Origin of the sequence: Paenibacillus sp., from assembly GCF_031177825.1 — a bacterium.
Classification (GTDB): Bacteria; Bacillota; Bacilli; order Paenibacillales; family YIM-B00363; genus Paenibacillus_AE.
In genome coordinates, this window is sequence record NZ_JAPSKE010000011.1 from 112,686 (window position 1) to 132,752 (window position 20,067).

General features: G+C 61.5%; 17 protein-coding genes. 9 read left to right on the forward strand and 8 right to left on the reverse strand.

The genetic code is table 11. The annotated features are described in order from the left end of the window. The first annotated feature begins 15 nt into the window (after nt 1-15). Together RIN49_RS14840 and RIN49_RS14845 are read left to right on the forward strand one after the other, a co-directional pair. On the forward strand, nt 16-903 hold the full coding sequence (locus tag RIN49_RS14840; RefSeq protein ID WP_309120945.1) for a carbohydrate ABC transporter permease: 888 nt from the start codon (nt 16-18) through the stop codon (nt 901-903). Between the two features lie 15 nt (nt 904-918). Further along, a complete protein-coding gene (locus RIN49_RS14845; protein WP_309120946.1) occupies nt 919-2,058 on the forward strand; it encodes a glycosyltransferase WbsX family protein in 1,140 nt (379 codons plus the stop codon). Nucleotides 2,059-2,110: 52 nt separating this feature from the next. Here the strand turns inward: RIN49_RS14845 and RIN49_RS14850 are convergent, their stop codons facing one another. Further along, nucleotides 2,111-3,118 carry an LLM class flavin-dependent oxidoreductase gene (locus RIN49_RS14850; RefSeq protein WP_309120947.1) on the reverse strand — a complete coding sequence of 336 codons (1,008 nt, stop codon included), beginning with the start codon at nt 3,116-3,118 and terminating at the stop codon, nt 2,111-2,113. Nucleotides 3,119-3,144: 26 nt separating this feature from the next. Next, entirely contained in the window at nt 3,145-4,554 is a 1,410-nt protein-coding gene (locus RIN49_RS14855; RefSeq protein ID WP_309120948.1) for an RsmF rRNA methyltransferase first C-terminal domain-containing protein, read from the reverse strand. Between the two features lie 107 nt (nt 4,555-4,661). Here RIN49_RS14855 and RIN49_RS14860 point away from each other — a divergent pair, with 107 nt between their 5' ends. After that, on the forward strand, nt 4,662-5,675 hold the full coding sequence (locus tag RIN49_RS14860; RefSeq protein WP_309120949.1) for an NAD-dependent epimerase: 1,014 nt from the start codon (nt 4,662-4,664) through the stop codon (nt 5,673-5,675). Between the two features lie 130 nt (nt 5,676-5,805). Then, nucleotides 5,806-10,728, forward strand: a complete 4,923-nt coding sequence (locus tag RIN49_RS14865) for an RCC1 domain-containing protein (RefSeq protein ID WP_309120950.1) — start codon at nt 5,806-5,808, stop codon at nt 10,726-10,728. 198 nt (nt 10,729-10,926) lie between these two features. On the opposite strand, the gene RIN49_RS14870 is transcribed toward RIN49_RS14865, so the two are convergent. Beyond that, a complete protein-coding gene (locus RIN49_RS14870; RefSeq protein WP_138197368.1) occupies nt 10,927-11,151 on the reverse strand; it encodes a DUF1128 domain-containing protein in 225 nt (74 codons plus the stop codon). Nucleotides 11,152-11,242: 91 nt separating this feature from the next. On the opposite strand from RIN49_RS14870, the gene yyaC reads away from it, so the two are divergent. Then, the gene (gene yyaC, locus RIN49_RS14875; RefSeq protein WP_309120951.1) at nt 11,243-11,755 is read left to right on the forward strand and encodes a spore protease YyaC; all 513 of its coding nucleotides are present in this window, start codon (nt 11,243-11,245) and stop codon (nt 11,753-11,755) included. Here yyaC and RIN49_RS14880 read toward each other — a convergent pair. Together RIN49_RS14880 and RIN49_RS14885 are read right to left on the reverse strand one after the other, a co-directional pair. Further along, the gene (locus tag RIN49_RS14880) at nt 11,733-12,449 is read right to left on the reverse strand and encodes an SOS response-associated peptidase (protein ID WP_309120952.1); all 717 of its coding nucleotides are present in this window, start codon (nt 12,447-12,449) and stop codon (nt 11,733-11,735) included. The genes yyaC and RIN49_RS14880 overlap by 23 nt on opposite strands. 56 nt (nt 12,450-12,505) lie before the next feature. Next, on the reverse strand, nt 12,506-14,485 hold the full coding sequence (locus RIN49_RS14885) for a beta-galactosidase trimerization domain-containing protein (RefSeq protein ID WP_309120953.1): 1,980 nt from the start codon (nt 14,483-14,485) through the stop codon (nt 12,506-12,508). A 134-nt stretch (nt 14,486-14,619) separates the two neighbouring features. Here RIN49_RS14885 and RIN49_RS14890 point away from each other — a divergent pair, with 134 nt between their 5' ends. Together RIN49_RS14890 and RIN49_RS14895 are read left to right on the forward strand one after the other, a co-directional pair. Then, nucleotides 14,620-15,486 (forward strand): AraC family transcriptional regulator, encoded by an 867-nt coding sequence (locus RIN49_RS14890; protein WP_309120954.1) that lies wholly within the window; start codon nt 14,620-14,622, stop codon nt 15,484-15,486. A gap of 73 nt (nt 15,487-15,559) precedes the next feature. Continuing rightward, on the forward strand, nt 15,560-16,831 hold the full coding sequence (locus RIN49_RS14895) for an MFS transporter (RefSeq protein ID WP_309120955.1): 1,272 nt from the start codon (nt 15,560-15,562) through the stop codon (nt 16,829-16,831). Here RIN49_RS14895 and RIN49_RS14900 read toward each other — a convergent pair. Next, nucleotides 16,817-17,584, reverse strand: coding sequence for a sulfite exporter TauE/SafE family protein (locus RIN49_RS14900; protein ID WP_309120956.1), 768 nt, complete (start codon nt 17,582-17,584; stop codon nt 16,817-16,819). The two genes, RIN49_RS14895 and RIN49_RS14900, sit on opposite strands and share 15 nt — an antisense overlap. 85 nt (nt 17,585-17,669) lie before the next feature. Between RIN49_RS14900 and RIN49_RS14905 the strand changes: the two genes are divergently transcribed. After that, nucleotides 17,670-18,047 (forward strand): VOC family protein, encoded by a 378-nt coding sequence (locus RIN49_RS14905; RefSeq protein WP_309120957.1) that lies wholly within the window; start codon nt 17,670-17,672, stop codon nt 18,045-18,047. Nucleotides 18,048-18,480: 433 nt separating this feature from the next. Here RIN49_RS14905 and RIN49_RS14910 read toward each other — a convergent pair whose 3' ends face one another. Both RIN49_RS14910 and RIN49_RS14915 read right to left on the reverse strand, forming a co-directional pair. After that, nucleotides 18,481-18,795, reverse strand: a complete 315-nt coding sequence (locus RIN49_RS14910; RefSeq protein ID WP_309120958.1) for a dehydrogenase — start codon at nt 18,793-18,795, stop codon at nt 18,481-18,483. A gap of 48 nt (nt 18,796-18,843) precedes the next feature. Continuing rightward, entirely contained in the window at nt 18,844-19,293 is a 450-nt protein-coding gene (locus tag RIN49_RS14915) for a cupredoxin domain-containing protein (protein WP_375295256.1), read from the reverse strand. Between the two features lie 145 nt (nt 19,294-19,438). Between RIN49_RS14915 and uptA the strand changes: the two genes are divergently transcribed. Continuing rightward, the gene (uptA, locus tag RIN49_RS14920; protein WP_309120959.1) at nt 19,439-20,038 is read left to right on the forward strand and encodes an undecaprenyl phosphate transporter UptA; all 600 of its coding nucleotides are present in this window, start codon (nt 19,439-19,441) and stop codon (nt 20,036-20,038) included. The last annotated feature ends 29 nt before the right edge of the window (nt 20,039-20,067 follow it).

Below are 20,067 nucleotides of genomic sequence, written 5' to 3' on the forward strand. Positions count from 1 at the left end.
CGGAGGTGACGCCCCTTGCTCCATAGACCATCGCTCGGCCGGAAGGCGTTCTTGTTATCCAACAACGCCTTCCTAACCGTAACGGCCGTTCTCTGCTTGCTGCCGCTCGTCCATGTACTGGCGCTGTCGTTCAGCTCGAGCTCCGCGGCGACGGCCGGCTACGTGACGCTGTGGCCGGTCGGCTTCACGCTAGCTTCCTATGAGTTCGCCCTGGGCAAGCCGGAATTTTTGCAAAGCTTCTCCGTTTCGCTGCAGCGTGTCGCGCTTGGCGCCGTCATAAACATGTTCATGACGGTCATCGTCGCCTATCCGCTGTCGAAGGAGACGCGTCAATTCCGGTGGCGAACGGTATATGTTTGGTTTTTCGTGGTGACGATCTTGTTCTCCGGCGGACTCATCCCGAGCTTCATGGTAGTTAAACAGGTGGGGCTGTTGGATACGTTGTGGTCGCTCATCCTGCCGGGGGCGGTGCCGGTGTTCAACGTCATCCTGCTGTTGAACTTCATCCGCTCGCAGCCGAAAGAACTGTTCGAAGCGGCCTTCGTGGATGGGGCGGGACATTGGAGCGTGCTGTGGACCATCGTCGTTCCGCTCGCTAAGCCGGCGCTGGCCACGTTGCTGCTGTTCACGTGCGTCGGCCACTGGAACGCGTGGTTCGACGGCCTGATTTATATGAACCGTCCGAGCGGGTACCCGCTGCAGACGTATTTGCAAACCGTCGTCATCAACCGCGATCCGAGCCTCATGACGACGCCGGAGGAACTGAAGGCTTTATCTCAAATTTCGGACAAGACGACGAAGGCGGCTCAAATTTTCTTGGCGTCGCTGCCGATCTTGATGGTGTACCCGTTTCTTCAGAAGTATTTCATTCAAGGCATCACGCTGGGCAGCGTGAAAGAGTGAGGAGCGAATGCGATCATGACGAAAAAGGTGCAAACGGCCGCCTACTACTTCCCGAACTATCATCAGGACGCAAGGAACGATCGATGGCACGGGAAGGGCTGGACGGAATGGGAATTAATGAAGCGCGCGGAGCCGCGGTTCGAAGGGCATGAACAGCCTAAGATCCCGTTATGGGGATACGAGGACGAAGCCGATCCGGCCGTCATGGCTCGGAAAATCGACGCGGCGGCCGACCACGGCATCGACGCGTTCCTCTTCGATTGGTATTGGTACGAAGACGGCCCGTACTTGCAGCGCGGCCTCGAGGAAGGCTTTCTCCGAGCGCCGAATGCGGATCGGTTGCAATTCGCGCTCATGTGGGCCAATCACGATTGGATCGACATTCATCCGCTGACCCGCGCGCTCCAGCCGCCGACGCTGGCGCCGGGCGCCGTGTCCGAGAAGGCGTTCGTCGAGGCGACGGACCATATGATCCGCGCTTACTTCTCGCACCCGTCTTATTGGCGCGTGAACGGGGGCTTGTACTTCTCGATCTACGAGCTGATGAATCTGGTCGGAGGGCTCGGCGGCCTCGAGGCGACGAAGCGCATCTTCCGGGGGTTCCGCTCGCGCGTCCGGGAAGCGGGGCTCGGGGAGTTGCATCTGAACGCGGTCGTGTGGGGCGTGCAAATCTTGCCCGGCGAAGAGAAGATCGAGCGTCCGAACGAGCTGCTGACCGAGCTCGGCATCGATTCCGTCACCTCGTACGTATGGCTGCACCATGTCGGCCTGCCGGAATTTCCGGTCACCGATTACGGATGGTGGACGGAGCGGTCGCTCGCGAAGATGGAGTCGCTCGCCGCCGACTATCCGGTGCCATACTTCCCGAATGTGACGATGGGTTGGGATACGAGTCCGAGAACGGTGCAATCGGATACGTACGAGCCGATCGGTTATCAATACATGGCGACCGTCTCGGGCAATACGCCGGAGCGATTCGAGGAGGCGCTGCGCCGGACGAAGCGGCTTGCGGAGACGGCGGCCGAACGCGGCGAAGGCTTGCCGATCGTTACGATCAACGCATGGAACGAGTGGACGGAGGGAAGTTATTTAGAACCGGACACGAAGCACGGGATGGGATATTTGGAAGCGGTAAAGAGGGTATTCGGAACATGAGAGAAGGCCCCTCGTTCGCGGCGGAACAACGCGGACGAGGGGCCTTCCTCGATTACGGCCGAACGCCGAACGCGTCGGCCAGCAGCTCGTACGAGCGAATGCGGGCGGCCTGATCGTATACGGGCGTGACAACCATGAACTCGTCGGTCCCGTATCGCTCGCCGGCGGCGAGCAGCTCCGCCTTCACCCGCTCGGGGGTGCCGACGAACCGGCGCTGACGGCCGAACCGGATGCGCTGCAGGTCGTACTCCGTGTACGGGTAATCCTCCGCCGTCGCGACGGACGGCAGCTCCCGAAGCTCCTGTCCGAGCTCGAGCTTGAGGAACAAGAGGTCGGAGCTGAACGCAAGACGGTTCGCCTCCTCCTCCGTCTCGGCGCAGATGACGAGCACCGCGGCGAGCGACATCGGCTCTTTCAAGTACGCCGACGGCCGGAACGATTCGCGGTATAGCCGCATGGCGCGTTCGCCCTCCGTCACGCCGAAAAACTGCGCGAAACCGAACGCGAGCCCTTGCCGCGCGGCGATCCGGGCGCTCTCGTCGCTCGAGCCGAGCAGCCAGACGCTTGGGGCCGTCGGGATCGCAGGCATCGCGGCGAGCCGCGCGAACGGATGATCCGCCGGCAGCGCGTCGTGCAGATAGCCGACTAAGTCGGCGACCTGCTCCGGATAACGGTCGATGTCGACGCGCTTGTCCTGCTGCAGCGCCCGCGACGCGATCGGCATGCCGCCGGGCGCGCGGCCGAGGCCGACGTCGATGCGCCCCGGGTGGAGCGCTTCGAGCAGGCGGAAGTTTTCCGCGACCTTATAAGCGCTGTAGTGCGGCAGCATGACGCCGCCCGAGCCGAGGCGGATGCTCGACGTATGCGCGCCGAGATGCGCGAGCAGCACCTCCGGGCTCGAGTGGGCGAGCATCGGCATGCCGTGATGCTCCGACACCCAGAACCGCGTATATCCGAGCCGTTCGGCCTCCTGCGCGAGCCGCGTCGTCTCGTCGAGCGCGTCCCTCGCGGTTCGGCCTTCCCCGATGTGCGATTGATCCAGTACGCTTAATTTCACCATTCGCCGTGTCGCCTCCTTACTCCTTATCAAGCTCTAATGCGGCGAAGCCCCTTCGGGTAGAAATTCTTAATCGTTCCCTTCGATTCCTTGCCCCAGCCGAGGGGATAGCCGTCGTACGTGACGGCGAGCCAGCCCCGATCGCCTTCGCTCGGCAGCGTCTCCCCGCGCAGGTACGCGTCGACGGCGCGTTCGCCGGCGTCTCGCAGCTCGTACCGGTGACGGAACCGCTCCGCCGGCAGGGCGAGCGCCAACGCATGGTTCGGCTCGAACCGGTCCTTCTTCAGCTCGCCGAGATGGAACCCCGACCGGACGACGCGCAGGCCGGCGAGATCCGGACATTCGTCCGGCAGCCGGTACAGCTGGGCGCCCAACAGCAGGAAGTCGCCGTCGATCGTCCCGGCGAGCGCCTGCGCCTCGAAGGCGCGGAACAGCGCCAGCTGCTGGCGCGATGGGCCGCTGCCGGGGGAGGGGCCGCGTCTCGCCGCGGCCGGCGCCGGCGCTTCGCCGCGCTTGACGAGCTTCGCGGCGAAGTGCCCCTCGCCCCGCACGCGATGCGGCCACAGCCGCGCCGTCCGCGCGAGCCGCTCGTCGCCGGACGCGGACCACGCGGGCACGCCGGCGGCGACGCCGAACGCGTGCGGCATCGGCAGCGGCTCGAGGTCCGGGAAGCGCGACAACAGCGCCTCGATCGCCCGCTCGTTCTCCTCGGGGGAGAACGTGCAGGTCGAGTAAACGAGCGTGCCGCCTTCCTTCAGCATCGCGTACGCGGCGTCGAGCACCGCTCCTTGCGTTCGCGCGCAGGCGGCGACATGCGACTCGCTCCAATACGAAGCCGCCTCCGGATCCTTGCGGAACATCCCTTCGCCGGAGCATGGCGCGTCGACCAAGATCCGGTCGAAGAAGCCCGGCAGCCGCGCCGCGAGCCGCTCCGGCGTTTCGTTCAGCACGAGGCAGTTCGTTAGGCCGAGCCGTTCGACGTTTTCCGATAACGCCTTGGCCCGCTTCGCTTCGTATTCGTTCGCGACGAGCAATCCGAGGCCCGCCATCGCGCCGCCGAGATGCGTCGTCTTGCCGCCGGGGGCGGCGCATAGGTCGAGCACGCGCTCGCCCGGCTCCGCGCCGAGCTGCGCCGCCGGATACATCGCGCTCGGCTCTTGCATATAGTACAGCCCTGCCGCATGGTACGGGTGCTTGCCGGGGGATACATTCGCGGCCGTCTCCGCGTCGCAGGACAGGCCCGTCTCGCACCACGGTACGGGCGTCGTCTCGAACGGCAGCGCCCGCGCGAGCGTCTCGGGATCCGTCTTCAGCGGATTCGCCCGCAGCCCGACGGCCTTCGGCTCCTCGTAGCTTGCGAAGAGCGCGGCGGCTTCGGGGCCGAGAAGATTTTCCATTTTCGATACGAACGCTTCCGGCAGCTTCTCCGTCGTCGTCACTGTAAAACACCTCGGTTTATGCTTATTGCTTCCCATGATATGATGATTTCATCGAAAAAACAAAGGCGCCCCGTCTTAGCGGACCGGGTCGCCGTCAGGAGGAACAGATGGAGACGGTGCTTATTACCGGCGCGGCCGGGTTTATCGGATACCATACGGCGGAGAGGCTTCTGCGGGAAGGGGTCCGCGTCGTCGGCATCGACGACATGAACGATTATTACGACGTGGGGCTGAAGCGCTCGCGGCTGGAGCGGCTGGGCGCTTCGGAACGGTTCTCGTTCGTGGAGGGTTCGTTCGCGGACAAGGGGGTCGTGGATCGGCTCTTCCAAGTCAACGCGTTCGATTATGTCGTCCATCTCGGCGCGCAGGCGGGCGTCCGATACAGTCTGGAGCGGCCGGACAAATACGTGGCCTCCAATCTGGTCGGCTTCGCCAATATGCTTGAGGCGTGCCGGCACCGCGGGGTGAAGCATCTCGTCTACGCCTCGTCGAGCTCGGTGTACGGGGCGAACGTGACGATGCCGTTCCGCACGACGGACCCGGTCGACCATCCGGTGAGCTTGTACGCCGCGACGAAGAAGTCGAACGAGCTGATGGCGCATACGTACAGCCACTTGTTCGGATTGCCGACGACGGGGCTGCGGTTCTTCACCGTTTACGGCCCTTGGGGCCGACCGGACATGGCGTATTTCTCGTTCACGCGCGACATCCTCGCGGGCAAGACGATCCGACTGTTCAACCACGGCGACATGCGGCGCGACTTCACGTACGTCGACGATATCGTCGAAGGCGTCGTGCGCGTCATGCGCCGCGTGCCGGCGCCGAACCCGGCGTGGGACCGCGAGCATCCGAACCCGAGCGGCAGCTATGCGCCTTACAAGGTGTACAACATCGGCAACAACGAGCCCGTCGCGCTCGGCGAATTCGTGGCGACGCTGGAGGACTTGCTGGGCGTCAAGGCGGTCGTCGAGTACGCGCCGATGCAGCCGGGGGACGTGTACGCGACGTACGCGGACATCTCGGAGCTCGAGCGCGACGTCGGCTTCCGCCCGAGCACGCCGCTGCGGGAGGGGCTCGGCCGGTTCGTGGAGTGGTACCGGGGGTATTACGGTCAAGCGTAATCCACGAGCGCGAAATAAATAGTAATCGCATGAAATTTCGTGTCAAATTGTAACGCAGTTCCTATTTTTTATGACGGTCGCATGATAAAATCTAGTATTATTTATCCAATGTCATAAGAGAGTAGGAACGATGGATATGAGAGGATTCAAGAAGTCGATGAGTCTGTGTTTGGCCGTCGCGATATCCTTCGGGACGGCGTTGCCGTGGACTCAACCGCGGGCGCTTGCCGAGGATTCCGGTTCCGCGAAGGTGACGCAGGCTGCGGCGGGCGAGGATTTCATGGCCGCTCGGAAATCGGACGGCACGGTATGGACCTGGGGAAATCCGAGCGACGTTACCGGTTATTACGAGCATCCTTCGCCGACGCGCAAGCGAGGATTACCATCCATTAAGGAAATCGCGACGACGCAATCGATGGTGTTCGCATTAACCGAAACCAACGATTTGTACGCCTGGGGGGAAGGGTACTTCGGCGTCGGAAATTACTACAGCAACTCCGAATCCCCCGTCTTCGTCATGAGCGGCGTTGAAAAGATCGCCGCGGGACGGTATCATGCGCTGGCCTTGAAGGGCGGTCGAGTTTACGCATGGGGCACCGGTGCCGACGGTCAGCTCGGAGACGGTCTGTCCACGAGTACGGACACTCCGGTCGCGGTGATTACGGGGACCGGCGTGTTGACCGACGTAGTCGACATTGCGGCGGGCTATGAATCGTCTTACGCGATTACTCGCGACGGGACGGTGTACGGCTGGGGGCGGAACTTCGACGAGCTGTCGAGTCCGGTCGCGATACCGATCTCGGAGAACGGGGCGTTCTCCTCCGGTAAGTTATACTCGGGCTGGAACGCCAATCAAGCGTACGTGGTGACCGTCTCCGGCGCCGTGTACGGCTGGGGAGACATGGGATATCTTCCGGACAGCCCGACGCCGCTGTCTTTCCCGGTCGCCGATGTCGAAGTGAAAAGCGTCTCCGCGGGCGACGACTTTGCATTGTTCCTCGATGCGGACGGTCAAGTATGGGGGATCGGGGATAACGAAAACAAGGAATTAACGGATGCGGTCTCTTCGGCCGGGACCGCCGTTCCCGCCTTGCTGCCTTTGTCCCATACCGTTTCGGTCGCGGCCGGGATCGAAAACGCTTATGCGGCGAACGCCGACGGCGCGCTCTATACTTGGGGTTACGGATATCGGGGCAGTATGCGAGAGCAGAACGATTCGCCGCAGGTGACGGTCGTCCAAGAGATGGGCAAATCGCTGTACGTGCGCCTTGTGGACGGCGTAACAGGCCTACCGATCGAACGAGAGGATATATGGCTGGAGGTCGAACGAAATTCCGAGATTACGGCGGGATATTCGGAGTTGGACGAGGGCACTGGGATCTATAGCTTCCATAATATTTCGGATGAAGCCCATACCCTGTACGTGAATTCGGAGTATGATTTGGGCTATAAAGACGTCGAATTGCTCTTATCCGAACTGCCTGATACGGCGGAAGCCGCTCCGCTCGAAGTGAAACTCGTTCCCGAGTGGTACCCCGAGGAGATGGAATTCGTCGACCTAGATCCTCGCGAACATTACATTCAAGGAATTTTATATACCGACGCGTCGTATTCCGCTCCGGGAATGAAGTTCGAGGTATTCTTCGTCGACTCTTTAGGCAGTCCGATCGGGTCGCCGCTCGTCGTAAGAGAGAGCTTCGGCGGCAATTTCTACATAGACGAGAAGGCGGTTCCGACCGAGGCGGAAGGACTGCGCGTGTATACGACGTTAGCGGGGGCGGGCGCGCGGTTGACGACCGAAAACTGGTTATTATTCACGGATGACCCGGTAGACGTTCTGCAGCTCAAGTTCCAAGATACGAACGGCGGAGAATATTACATCGAGCCCCATGTCGAATGGACGGATCCGGCTTCTACGGATCGATTCGTCGAATACGAGTTGTATCTGATCCAAGGAACTTCTTACCTTCCCTGGCTCGTGCCGCCGGGCGAAGGCGAGAGCCCGACGACGGAGGAACGTTATTCCTTCGGGTCTGAGCAGAAGACGCTGCTCAAGACGTATCCGATCGGGCAGGGAACGTATAATTACACAGTAACTGGAGAGAACGATTTCCGCGACTCTCAGCAATTCGCCGTTCGCATGGTGGATGCCGAAGGCAACTATTCGGAGTTGTTCTACGCCCCGATCTTCGACAGCGTCGTCGATGAAACGAATGACATCTATTACGAGACGGAAGATGTCGGAGATATCGAAGATGTAATGTTTACGGATATGGACTCGGATCCGGACGAAGTCGGCGGCCGTCTCGTATGGAGGCCGTCAGGGAATGCCGACGGATACGTCGTCTACTTCGTCAGCGCGGACGGTGACGGGGAAAAGATCGAACCGTACGCGCATATCGGATCCAACGATCAATATGTATTGGATATCCCGATGAACACGGCGCTTCCCGTTCCCGGGGCGCGATTGGCCGTATTCCCGGAAGACAACGGAGGTGTCGCTTATTGGGGAGAGGTCGCATCTACTCCCAGCGCACCAAATTACGTTTCCTTCTTCGACACCGACGGACGACCGCATTCGATCGCAGGGCCGTTGTATTTCCAAGGCCTTTCGAAAACGAGCGGAATCGATCGTCACGAGGTGTTCTTCACCGACGCGTCGGGGAATATCATCGACGACGTCGAAGGCGATCCTGTTCCGATCGCTGCAGTAGAGCCGAACAATTACAAGGCTTATCATACGGAATATACCATTATGATCGGCGGAGAGAACGGAATTGCGCCCGTCGACATACCTGCAGGCGCGACTTTTCTCGGCGTGCGTGCCGTGGGCGCCGACGGCGCCGCTGGCAAGATGCGGGTGATCCGTTTATGGGACGACCGGCTGCTTCCCACCAGCTTGTCTTTCATCGATACCGATCCGGATGCGGGGGAAATCTCGCCTAAGCTGGTGTGGCGCATGGCGCCGGACGAAAGCGGCATCTCTACATATCAGTATTTGACAGATGCGGAATATGGCGAACAATTGCCTGGCGAAGCCGATGCAAAAGGTTGGTATGCGTTAACGCTTCCTTGGACGGACTTCGACCAATTGGAATCTTATGTGGAGTTGACCGTGAGGGACCATGAGGGTTACGAGCCGGTCGACCGGAGCTTAGAGACGAATATCGCTGACAACGCGATCGCCGAAACGACGATTCCGTCGTTGATGACATCTCCCGATGTGCTCCCGGTGAATCGCGTTCAGTATCGTCCAGGCGATCCGACCTCGAACGTTTCGGGCGGCGAGCTGGAATGGTTCGACTTCTCCGGGTACGATTTTTATAACGAAGATTCTTACGAGAACGTTAATAATAGCAAATACAACATTTACGTCCTTGACGGGAATCTGACGAAGCTGAAATGGCTCGGCCAAGTAAAGCGCGTCGGTCCGCGGCATACATTCACGCTGGAGCCCGGGGCGACGTTCCCGGCGGGCGCGAAATACTTCGGCGTCGAGAAGGTCAACGTCGATAATATCGCAAGCGTCAGTCTCGCGACAGTCGCTATGGAAGGGCAACAACCAGGAATCGGGTATCTCCGCTTCGACGATGAGGATTATGAGCTGCATGAAATCGGAGGAAGGGTCTATTGGGGCTTCTCCAGCGCCGCGGAAGCGAGCGCGATCAGCGGGTACGAGGTTTACCTCGGAGACGAGGAAGGCCAACCGGTCGGGGGTGCGATCGCCACCGCCGCAGCCTCCGCCTCCGAAACCGTCGTCCCGTTGAATACGGAAATTTCAGCTGGAAGACACACGTTGGTGGTTCGGACGCTGCTCGCATCGGGCGAGGTGAGGGACGATTCCATTCCGTTGTTTGACGCGCCTTATCTCCCGGACGGTGTAATGTTGACGGACGCCGATGGAACCCGGGGCAACGTCGAAGCTACGCTGCATTGGAACAAGGCGCCCGGGGAGGAATATTACGACGAGTATGTCGTGCAGCCTCACTTGGAAAATGGGAACGTCGGGACGGCATTGGTGCGAAAACCTACGGAATCTACCAATTCCTACGAAGTCGAACTGACGGAGCCGTTCTCTACGTCTACCTATCGTAAATTCTTGATTACGGTGGGGAGAGAAGGTCAGGCGCAGGCTCCCGCCTGGAGGAATATCGAAATCGTCGACAATACGACCGGGGAGAGCGTCGAAGCGACTGTCAACGCTGCGCTGCAAGCGCCCAACGATGCGGCTTTCAACGGTTATCGGAACGGCTCTATGCTTGACGTTCAACTTTCTTGGAAACAAGAGAACGGGGACATTAATTCAGTCTTCGGGTACCAACTGTACTTCCTAAACGAAAACGAAGAGAAGGTCCGTTCCTACATCTTCCTGAGGTATTGGGATAAGAGCAGTCCGGCTACTTACATCACAGTTCCGGACAATATCCTCATCCCGACGGGCGCGACGAAAATCGGCATCTACGCGGTAAACTCCGACTATGAGGAGAGCGCATCGGCCGCGATCGTCGATCTGGCGGAAATTCCGCCGATGCCGGCACTGCCGCATGCGGTTGACGTCGGACTTTTCGATATCGATCCGCAGGCGGATCGGATCGCGGGCACCGTCATGTGGAGCCCTGCCGAAAGCGAGGCGGGTCTTGAGAGTTACGATATTCTCTTCGCCGACAGCCACGGTACACCTGTAGGTAGTCCGATCGGCACGGTGACGGCGAAGACGGGGGCGTATCGATTCCCGCTGCCGACCGAAGGCGTCGTCGTTCCTTCCGGAGCTACGCAAATCCTCGTTCGGTCGAACTATGCAACGGGCAGCGGCAAGGCGCTCCTGCCGCTGACGGACCATCGGTCCGAATGGCAACTGGAGGCGAATGCGCGCATGCTCGTCAATCCAACGACCGCGGAGCCGTTGTCGCTCGTTCATGTATTCCAGTACATGAATGGCAGGCGCCGATTGCCGAATTTCGCGGGTCCCGATGGGTTCGGGAAGGAAGACGTTCAGTTCCTGCTGCGGCTCCTCGAACCAAGATCCTGGGCGCTGACCCCGCCGTTGGTGTAAAACATAAAACTAAAACTAAAGAGCCGAAGTCGAGTATCCGACTTCGGCTCTTTAGTTTTAGTACGAAAGGGAAAACCTCCCTGGGCCGTAAACGTGAAAAACCGGGCAGTAAGAGGGAGGTTTTCCCTTTCATCTTTAAAATTCCCCGCGCCCGAACCGAATAAGAGGGAGGATTTCCCGTTCGCGGGCAGGCGCGCGTTACCCCTTGCGCAAATTGCCGAGCTCGGAGACGATCGCCTCGATTTCGCTGATGCTGAACCGCTCCTTGCTCATGACCATATCGTAGAGGTCTTTCAAATCCTCGTACATCTCTTCGTTGAACTGCGTCGACTTGATCGCCGCTCCCGTCGCCATCCGGAGCCGCGTCTTAATCTGCTCGACCATGTAATCGACGTTCTCCGGCGTCGCCTTCGTGAGGTCCATGAGGTCCCGTCCTTTCGTCTTGGTTGGATTCATTGTATCATGGTTGCTAGGAAAATGCTTCGAAAACGAAGCCGCGAACGGAGGAACGAGCATGGAGCGATGGACGACGGTGGATGGCGAAGGATTGAAGCGCGAGCTGCTCGACCTGCGCGGCAAGATCAATGGAAGGCCGATCACGTTCCTGTGCATCGGAACGGACCGCTCGACCGGCGACGCGCTCGGGCCGCTCGTCGGCACGGCGCTGTCGAACGCCGGGTACGAGCGCGTCATCGGCACGCTGGCGTCGCCGTGCGACGCGAACACGCTGCCCGCGTGGATGACGGAGCTCGCAGCGATTCCCGCGGGCACCGAGGCGGTCGTCGCGATCGACGCGGCGCTCGGCCGTCCGGAATCGGTCGGCCGCTTCCAAGTGACGCACGTGCCGATGCTGCCGGGCGCGTCGATGGGGCGCAATCTGCCGCCCGTGGGCGATTACGGCATCGCCGGCATCGTGAACGGGAACGGCATCAAGTCGTACGCGATTCTGCAGAACACGTCGCTGCATCGCGTCATGACGATGGCCGACACGATCGTACACGCGATTACAGCAGCGTTCCCAAGGTAGGCGGCGGCTCCGGGGGGGCGACCTCCTCGATGCAGGCGGGCGCGTCCCAGCGGACGTTGCCGACGGCCGCCGACACCGGGTAGGCGCGCATCGCCGCGTCGTCGTACGGCCGAAGCAGCGGCAGCAGCCGGTCCGGCGCCGAGACGGATCGATCGAGCCAGAGCGTCTCGTCCTCGCGGCGGAGGATCGCCGGCATCCGGTCGTGGATCGCGGACATCGTCCGATTCGGCTCGGTCGTCACGATGACGCAGGAATGATGTCGCGTGCCGTCCTCCGCCACATACGTATCATATAGGGCCGCGAACGAGAAGAGCGGCCGATCCGTCAAGACGACGCGCATCGGCTGCTTCTTCCCGTCCGCGGCTTTCTTCCATTCGTAGAAGCCGTCCGCGGGCACGAGGCAGCGCCGGCGCGCCAGCAGCGTCTTGAACGTCGGCCGCGAGGCGAGCGATTCCGCGCGCGCGTTCATCAGCGGCGCGGGCGCCTTCCCGTCGGCACCGGTCCACGACGGCTTCAGCCCCCAACGCAGCCAGCCGGCCCGGCGCTTCCCCTCGTGGGCGATGACCGCGAGCACGTCCTGTCCGGGTCCGACGTTATATCGAGGCGCGATGCGCTCCATCTGTTCCGCCATCTCGATGAAAAACCATTCCCTGACGAGCCCCCAATCGGCCGTCAACGTAAAACGTCCGCACATGCGACGGATCCCTCCTTGGGATCTATTTTCGCATGCACGGACGACTTCATACAAATCTAGAATTGCAAAACGACCATCGCGTGCGACGTAAATTCAGGGACCGTCGTTCGCACGACGCCGCCGTCCTGCGCGAACGTCAGTTTCTCCCCGCTCGGCGCGAGGTAGACGTCCTTCGCCGCGGCCGGCGCCGCGATCTCGACCGCCACGTCCCGCATCGGCACGAGATCCTCGATCACCTCGACGCTCGTACCGCGGCGAACCGGCGAGGCATACAGCAGATGCGCCACCCATCGGTTCTCCGTCGTCTGCCGCTGTACCGTGACGACGCCTTGCGCCGGCAAGTTCGTTCGCAGCGTCTTCTTCGGCAGCAGCCGGTCCAGCGCGTACAGCACGCTCTCCCGCAAGACGAGGCTGCCCTTCTTGGCGTAGTCCTCGAATACGTTCCACGCAAGGTAGATGCCATGCTCGCCTTCGGTCATCCCGGGGCCGTCGGCCTCGAGCGTGCTCGGCGTGTGCTGGTGCGAGCAGAACGCGAAGACGTCGCGGTTGAAGTACGAGTTTTCCCGCGATCCGTGCGCGATTCCGCCGTCCGCCAGCTCGACGCGCTGGCCCTGCGCATACATGACGTAAGACGCCGAAGGCAAGCCGGCCACCTCGAAGTTCGGGCGGAAGTAGCTCGGCGCGTACGGATTCGGCTCGACGTACGCGGCGCCGAGCTTCAGCGCGAAGGCGTCGCCGGCCGGCGTCAAACCGGACGTCCCCGTCGCGAGCACTTTGCCGCCGGCGGCGAGGAACGGCGTAAGACGCTGCAGCAGGTCGTCGTCGACCGGTACGGCGTCCGGCAGGATGACGACCTTGTACCGCGCGAAATCCGCTTCGCGGTCGACGACGTCGAACAGCAGCTTGCCCTCCAGCAGCATCCGAACGGCGCCCGCGTCGGCGACCGCATGCAGGTCTCGCGTGCCCGTTCCGCCGGAAGCGTACGATTGCTGGGCCTCGAGGGACAGGAGGGCGATATCCGCGACGCTCTCGACATCGACGCACCACGGCTCCTTCGCTTCGACCTCCGCGTACGCCGCGCCGATCAGCGCGTACGTCGCTTCGTCCATAAGCCCCTCCGGGTGGAGCTGGTCGCCGATGGAGATGCGCGCGCCGTTCGCGAGGCTGAGCGCGGTTTCGTACCGCAGCGCGTTCGGATGCTTGTAACCGCCGAACTCGCCCCACGACGTATGGAATTTGCCGGTCATGCCGAGATACGGGAGCCCGAGCGTCTGCGCGTACCGCGCGGACAACGGGAAGTGGTCGTAGCCCCAGCCTCCGGTCGGCAGCGATTCCAATTCGAGATGCGTGTTCTTGAACGCGAGATCGCGCCGACCTCTTGTGATGTGCCCGCCGTTGTGAAACACGGGAAGGCCCGGTTTATGCTTCCATACGGCCGCGTTCGTCGCCTCGGCGTACCGCGCGTACGTTCGCTCCCAGAGCCGCTTCATCGCCGCGAGGTCGCGAGGATCGCCGCCTTCCGCGCGAATCGAGGCGACGCAGGATTGGCAGTAGCATTCGTGCACGCCGACGATGTCGAGGAAGATGCCGTCCGCGTCGTATCGCGAGGCGACTTCTTCGATCTGCGCGACGAGCACGTCCAAATACGGCGTATTCATACAGAACACGTGATAGCCCGGGGTCATGAAATCCTTCGCCCACGTGAGGCTCTCGTCCTTCTTGCGGACGAGCCACTCGGGGCGGCGGCGCGCCAATTTCTCGTCGAGTCCCGCCGACAGGTAGACGGGCGTATTCACGCCGATCTCGTGCGCCGCCTCGATCATCGCGCCGAGCAGGTCGAAATCGAGCTCGGGATGGATTTCGTTCGCTACCGACGGATGATACGCCCACCCGTGATGGCACTTGGAGAAGACGGTGATGGAATCGACGTGACCTTTGCGCAGCATCGACTGGAATTGTTGTTTGGAAAAGCGAGACCCGATGCCGCGAATGGCCTCCGACGTGTGGAAATCGAGATGGACCTGACGAAATCTCATGGCAAATGTTCAGCTCCTATGGGAAAATGACTATATTCTCACTCCTAAATGTAAGCGATTATCGTCGTGCGGAGATAGGGACGATTTCGACCATTTTCCATACGATTTCTACTAGTGAACGGAGCGTGGCCCGAATGGATTGCTTGGAGCTGTCGTTCCCGCCGCTGCCGCAGCTGATCACGGTCGGGCATGCGGTATGGACGCCGGGGATGTCGCATTTCGTCCGCAATTTCGCGGTATACGACTTGATTTTCGTCCGGAACGGGACGTTCTATATTTGCGAGGAGGGCGTCGAGTATACGATGTCGGAGGGGGATGTCCTCGTGCTCGAGCCCGGCAAGACGCATTGGGGCCATCGGGCGGTCGAGGAGGAGACGGAGGTGTATTGGGTGCACTTCGCCCACGTACCGCCGATCCGCTACGTGGAGCGGGAACGCATCCCGTGGCAGCGAACGGTCGAGCGGGGCACCGACGCCCATCTCGCGCCGGTTCCGCAGACGATGTATGTGCCCAAGCGCGCGAACCTGCCGACGGAGTCGATCGTCCCGCTGCTGGACGAGATGGTGCGGCTGCACCGCTCGCTTACGCTGCAGTCGTCGCTCCGGCTGCAGGCGAAGCTCGGAGAGCTGCTCGTCCGGCTGCAGCCGGAGCCGGCGGCGAAGGGGAGCGCGCGGACGATGCGCATCGCGGACAGCGTCATCCGCTACTTGCAGGAGCGGGTGGCCGAGCCGTTCGACGCGGGGGCGATGGAGCGGGCGCTGCATTTCCACTTCGATTACTTGGCGCGCTGCTTGAAGCGGCATACGGGGATGAGCCCGCTGCGCTATTTGCACCGGCTGCAGATCGAGCAGGCGAAGGCGCTGCTGCTGCGGACGGATTTGCCCGTGCAGCGCATCGGGGAGCGCGTCGGGCAGCCGAACGGCGCTTACTTCGGCAGGCTGTTCCGCAGGCATGTCGGTACGACGCCGGCGGCGTACCGCGCCGAGCATAAAAACGCTTGACGCGCCGCCGACCGATTCCTAGACTGGAGAGATATCGCAGTCATAGATCGATAGGGAGAGGAAGGCACATCACATGACTAACGCCAACGGAACGGCGGATCCGACCCTCGCGAAGCCGGCGCCGGATGTTACGTTCGCCAACGGGGCCGCGCGCACCGTGTTCCCGGTCGTGCTGGGCGTCAGCGCGATCCATATGTTGAACGACTCGATGCAGGCGGTCGTGCCCGCGATTTTGCCGTCGCTGCAGAAGCCGCTCGACTTGTCGTATACGCAGATCGGCTTCGTCATTTTCGCATTGAATATTACGTCTTCGCTGCTGCAGCCGCTCATCGGCATGTACTCCGACCGCAAGCCGTCGCCGTTCATGCTGCCGCTCGGCATGGTCATGAGCCTCGCCGGCATGGGAGGGATCGCGCTCGCGCCGAACTACGCCGCCCTGCTCGCCGCCGTCATGCTCGTCGGGCTCGGCTCGGCGGTGTTTCATCCGGAAGGGTCGAAGGTCGTCTACTTGGCGGCGGGCGAGCGCCGCGGTCTCGCGCAATCGATCTACCAGGTCGGTGGCAACGGGGGCAGCTCCGCGCAGCCGCTGATGACGAAGTATTTGTTTCTTCCGTTCGGGCAGCTGGCGGCGTTCTGGTTCATGGGCGTAGCGGCCGTCGCCGTCGCGATCTCGTGGTTCGTGTCGAGGTGGTATAAGGGGAATTTGCATCTGCGTCGGCCGAAGCCGGCGAAGACCGTGGACCGCACCCTGAAGGCCGATGCGTCGCGCGAAGGGGAAAGCGGGAATACCGCGAAGGTCGTCTGGCTCGGCATGAGCCTGCTCGTGCTGCTCACGTTCGCGCGTTCGACGTATCATACGGCGATCCTGAATTATTATCAGTACTTCTACGCCGAGCAGTACGCGTCTACGATCGAATGGGCGCAGCTGCCGTTGTTCCTGTTCGGCCTCGTCGGCGTCGCCGGCACGTTCTTCGGCGGACCGCTCGCCGACCGGATCGGCCCGAAGCGGGTCATCTTCGGCTCGATGGCGGGCGCCGTGCCGTTCGCGGCGGTGCTGCCGTACCTGCCGCAGCCGTTGGTCATTCCGGTCTTTATCGCGATGGGCTTCATTCTGATGACGGGCTTCTCCGTCGTCGTCGTGTACGCGCAGCTCCTGATGCCGAACCATATCGGGACGGCTTCGGGGCTCATCGTCGGCCTGGCGTTCGGCATGGGCGCGCTGGGCGCGGTCGCGCTCGGCGCCTGCATCGATACGTTCGGCTTGAAGCCGGTCTTCGTCGCCGCGAGCGCGCTGCCGCTTCTCGGGCTCGTGACGTTCAAGCTGCCGGATTTACGGAAGCCATAAGTCCCACAGCTGCTTACCGATGAGGAGCGACGTGACCGCGACGAACAGCGGCTTCACGAACGCGGAGCCGCGCTTGATCGCGAAGCGCGAGCCGGCATACGCGCCGACGATCATCGCGAGCGCCATCGGGATGCCGTACGCGAAGTTGACGAGTCCGAAGTACAGGAACGTCGCGAGGCTCGCGACGTTGCTGGCGAAGTTGAGCAGCCGCGCGTTGCCTGCGGCGCGCACGAAGTCGAAGCCGAGCAGCAAGAAGGCGAATAGCAGGAAGGAGCCGGTGCCGGGGCCGAAGAAGCCGTCGTAGTAGCCGATGACGAACGCGGCGACCGCGACGAGGACGCGCTTCGCGTCGGTGAGTCCGCGGTACACGGCGTCCTTGCCCCAGCTTTTCTTGAAGATCGTATAGATCGTCACGGCGATGAGCAGGACGATGACGAGCGGCTTGAGGAAGGCGGACGGCAGCAGCGTCACCGTATACGAGCCGAGCGCCGAGCCGGCGAACGACAGCGGGAACAGCGCGAAGGCGAGCTTCTTCTCGATGTGGCCGGAGCGTAGAAACTGCGCTGCGCTCGTCAGGGACGAGGCGGTGCCGCCGAGCTTGTTCGTGCCGAGCACGACGCCGGGCGGGAGGCCCGCCAGCAGCAGCGCCGGCATCGAGATGAGGCCGCCGCCTCCGACGACGGAGTCGACGAACGCGGCGACGAAGCCGGCAGCGATTAAAAATAGCAGCGTTTCCGGAAGCAAGGTTTCCAAGCGGGTGCCCCTTTCGGTACAATCATGGTGTAATGGCGCGTCAGGCAGAACAATACGGACTAGTATACTGGAAGGGGCGTTATCTGTGAAGAAGCTGGAACACATCGGAATTATGGTAAAGAACATGGACGAATCGATTCGGTTTTACACGGAAGTGATCGGCATGAACCTGGACCGCCGCGTCGCGTTGAACGAGGAAGTGGAGCTCGCGTTCCTGACGTTCCCGGGGCAGGAGAGCGTCGAAGTGGAGCTCGTCGGACGGTTCGACGGCAAGCTGTCCGCGGATGGCATCGTGAATCACCTCGCCTTCACCGTCGACGACATCGAAGCGGAGATCGCGCGGCTGCAGGCGGCGGGCGTGTCGATGATCGACACGGCGCCCCGCGTCATCCTGAACGGGATTCAAATCGCGTTCTTCTACGGACCGAACGGCGAGAAGCTGGAGCTGTTCCAGAAGCCGTAAGCGAACCGGTACGATCGGATGTTTCGATCGTACCTTTTTTTGTTTCGCGGCTGGAAGAGAGGCGCATGCCGCATGAGACCGCAGCAATAAGGAAATCGAATGTTCCCTATTTTCTCGATTTGGCGCGATTCAGGGGAAATAGGGAACAGGAATGTTCTCTATTTCCGTTGAAACTCCCGGTTTTGGGCGTTCGACGCGGCAATAGGGAACTTCGATGTTCCCTATTCGGTCGTTTTCGGGAGTGCATGCGAAAATAGGGAGAAACGGTGTTCCCTATATCGACGCAAGCCGATAGAAAACGCAAAAAATCGGGCCGTCCCCTATGAGGGAACGACCCGCCCGACGGTCCGAGATCGTTGCAACAATCGCCGCGACTATCTACCTCAACAATCGCTGGGGATGCGCAGCTGATGCGCCGGGACGCCATCGCGCCCTATGCGCCCGCGAAGCCTTCCTTGAACGCGCGGACGAGCGCCTCCTCGTCGACGCCCCACAGCTTCGCGATGTCGGGAGCGACCGCTTCCGCCCACCACTCGGCTTGCTTCTTCTTGTTCGAGCGATGCTCGAAAATCCACAGCAGGTTGCCGACGACCTTCTTGAAATAGAGCGTCTCGGCCTCCTCGACCTTCTCCGGCGCGACGTATACGTTTAACCGCTTGAGCGTCCGGTACAGCTCCCTGCCGCAGGCGCGCCGAATGTTCCGCGGCGAAGGCAGCTGCGCGGTATGCTTTTCGTTATGCTTCATCATGAGATTGATCACCTCTCCTCCCACCATATGCAAGAGGAGGGGGAGACGTTAGTCTACGACGATATATCCGATCATCGGTCCGTTGTTGACGCTGTCGGGATGCGTGAAGCAGATGATCCGGTAGATGCCTTCTTTGGATGCGTGGAAGCTGACGGTCGTCTCCTCGCCCTTTTTCACGACGCCCTGGATGTTCATCCCTTCGATGACGAACGGGTGATGCTCGCCGTTGACGCCGAGAATTTTCAGCTTGACGTTCTCGCCCTTGTTGACGAACACGGTGCCCGGGTCCCAGCGGTACGCTTCGATTTCCTTGCCGTCCTTCGTCGTCGTCTTGTACTCCCCCGTCACCATATGGATGACGCGTTCGCCGACCGGCATCGCGTCCGCCGTCTCCGACTCGCCGCGTTCCCAGAGGAGGGTCGTCGCCGTCACCAAGCAAATGCCGACGGCCAGCGCGAGCAGCTGCCACTTGCGGACTACTACGATTCGTGAGTTCATCCGTCCGACCTTCTTTCCGCTTTTTTGTACAAGTGTATGTGACTCGTCCTTGATTATGTCGGCGGGGGACATGTTCCTTTCCCGAATGGAATACATTACAATGAAGAACGTCTCTATCAACGAAAATAAGGTAGGAGCGGAAGCGATGTTGCATGAAGCGGTGCAGTCCGTGCTGGCGTGGCTGGAGCAGCTCGGCTACTGGGGCATCATGATCGGGTTGATGCTGGAGGTCATTCCGAGCGAAATCGTCCTGTCGTACGGCGGATACTTAGTGTCGCAAGGGCGCATCTCGTTCGCGGGCGCGGTCGTCTTCGGAACGGTCGGCGGCGTGGTCGCGCAGCTGTTCGTGTACTGGATCGGGAAATACGGCGGAAGACCGTTCCTCGAGCGGTACGGCAAATACCTTCTCATTAAGAAAAAGCACATCGACATCGCCGAACGATGGTTCGATCGCTACGGCGCGGGCGTCATCTTCACGGCGCGGTTCATCCCGGTCGTCCGGCACGCGATCTCGATCCCGGCCGGCATCGCGAACATGCCGCTCGGTCGATTCACGCTGCTGACGACGCTGGCCGTCATTCCTTGGTCGATTCTCTTCATCTGGCTCGGCCTGACGCTCGGCGAACGGTGGGAGACGATCGACGAAGCGGCGGGGCCGTACGCGAAGCCGGCGGTGGTCATCGCCGCGCTGGGACTGGCGGCGTACCTGCTCTTCATATGGAGACGCGGCAAGGCGCGCGGATAACTGGATGGAGCGCGGCTCGCTTTGGTACA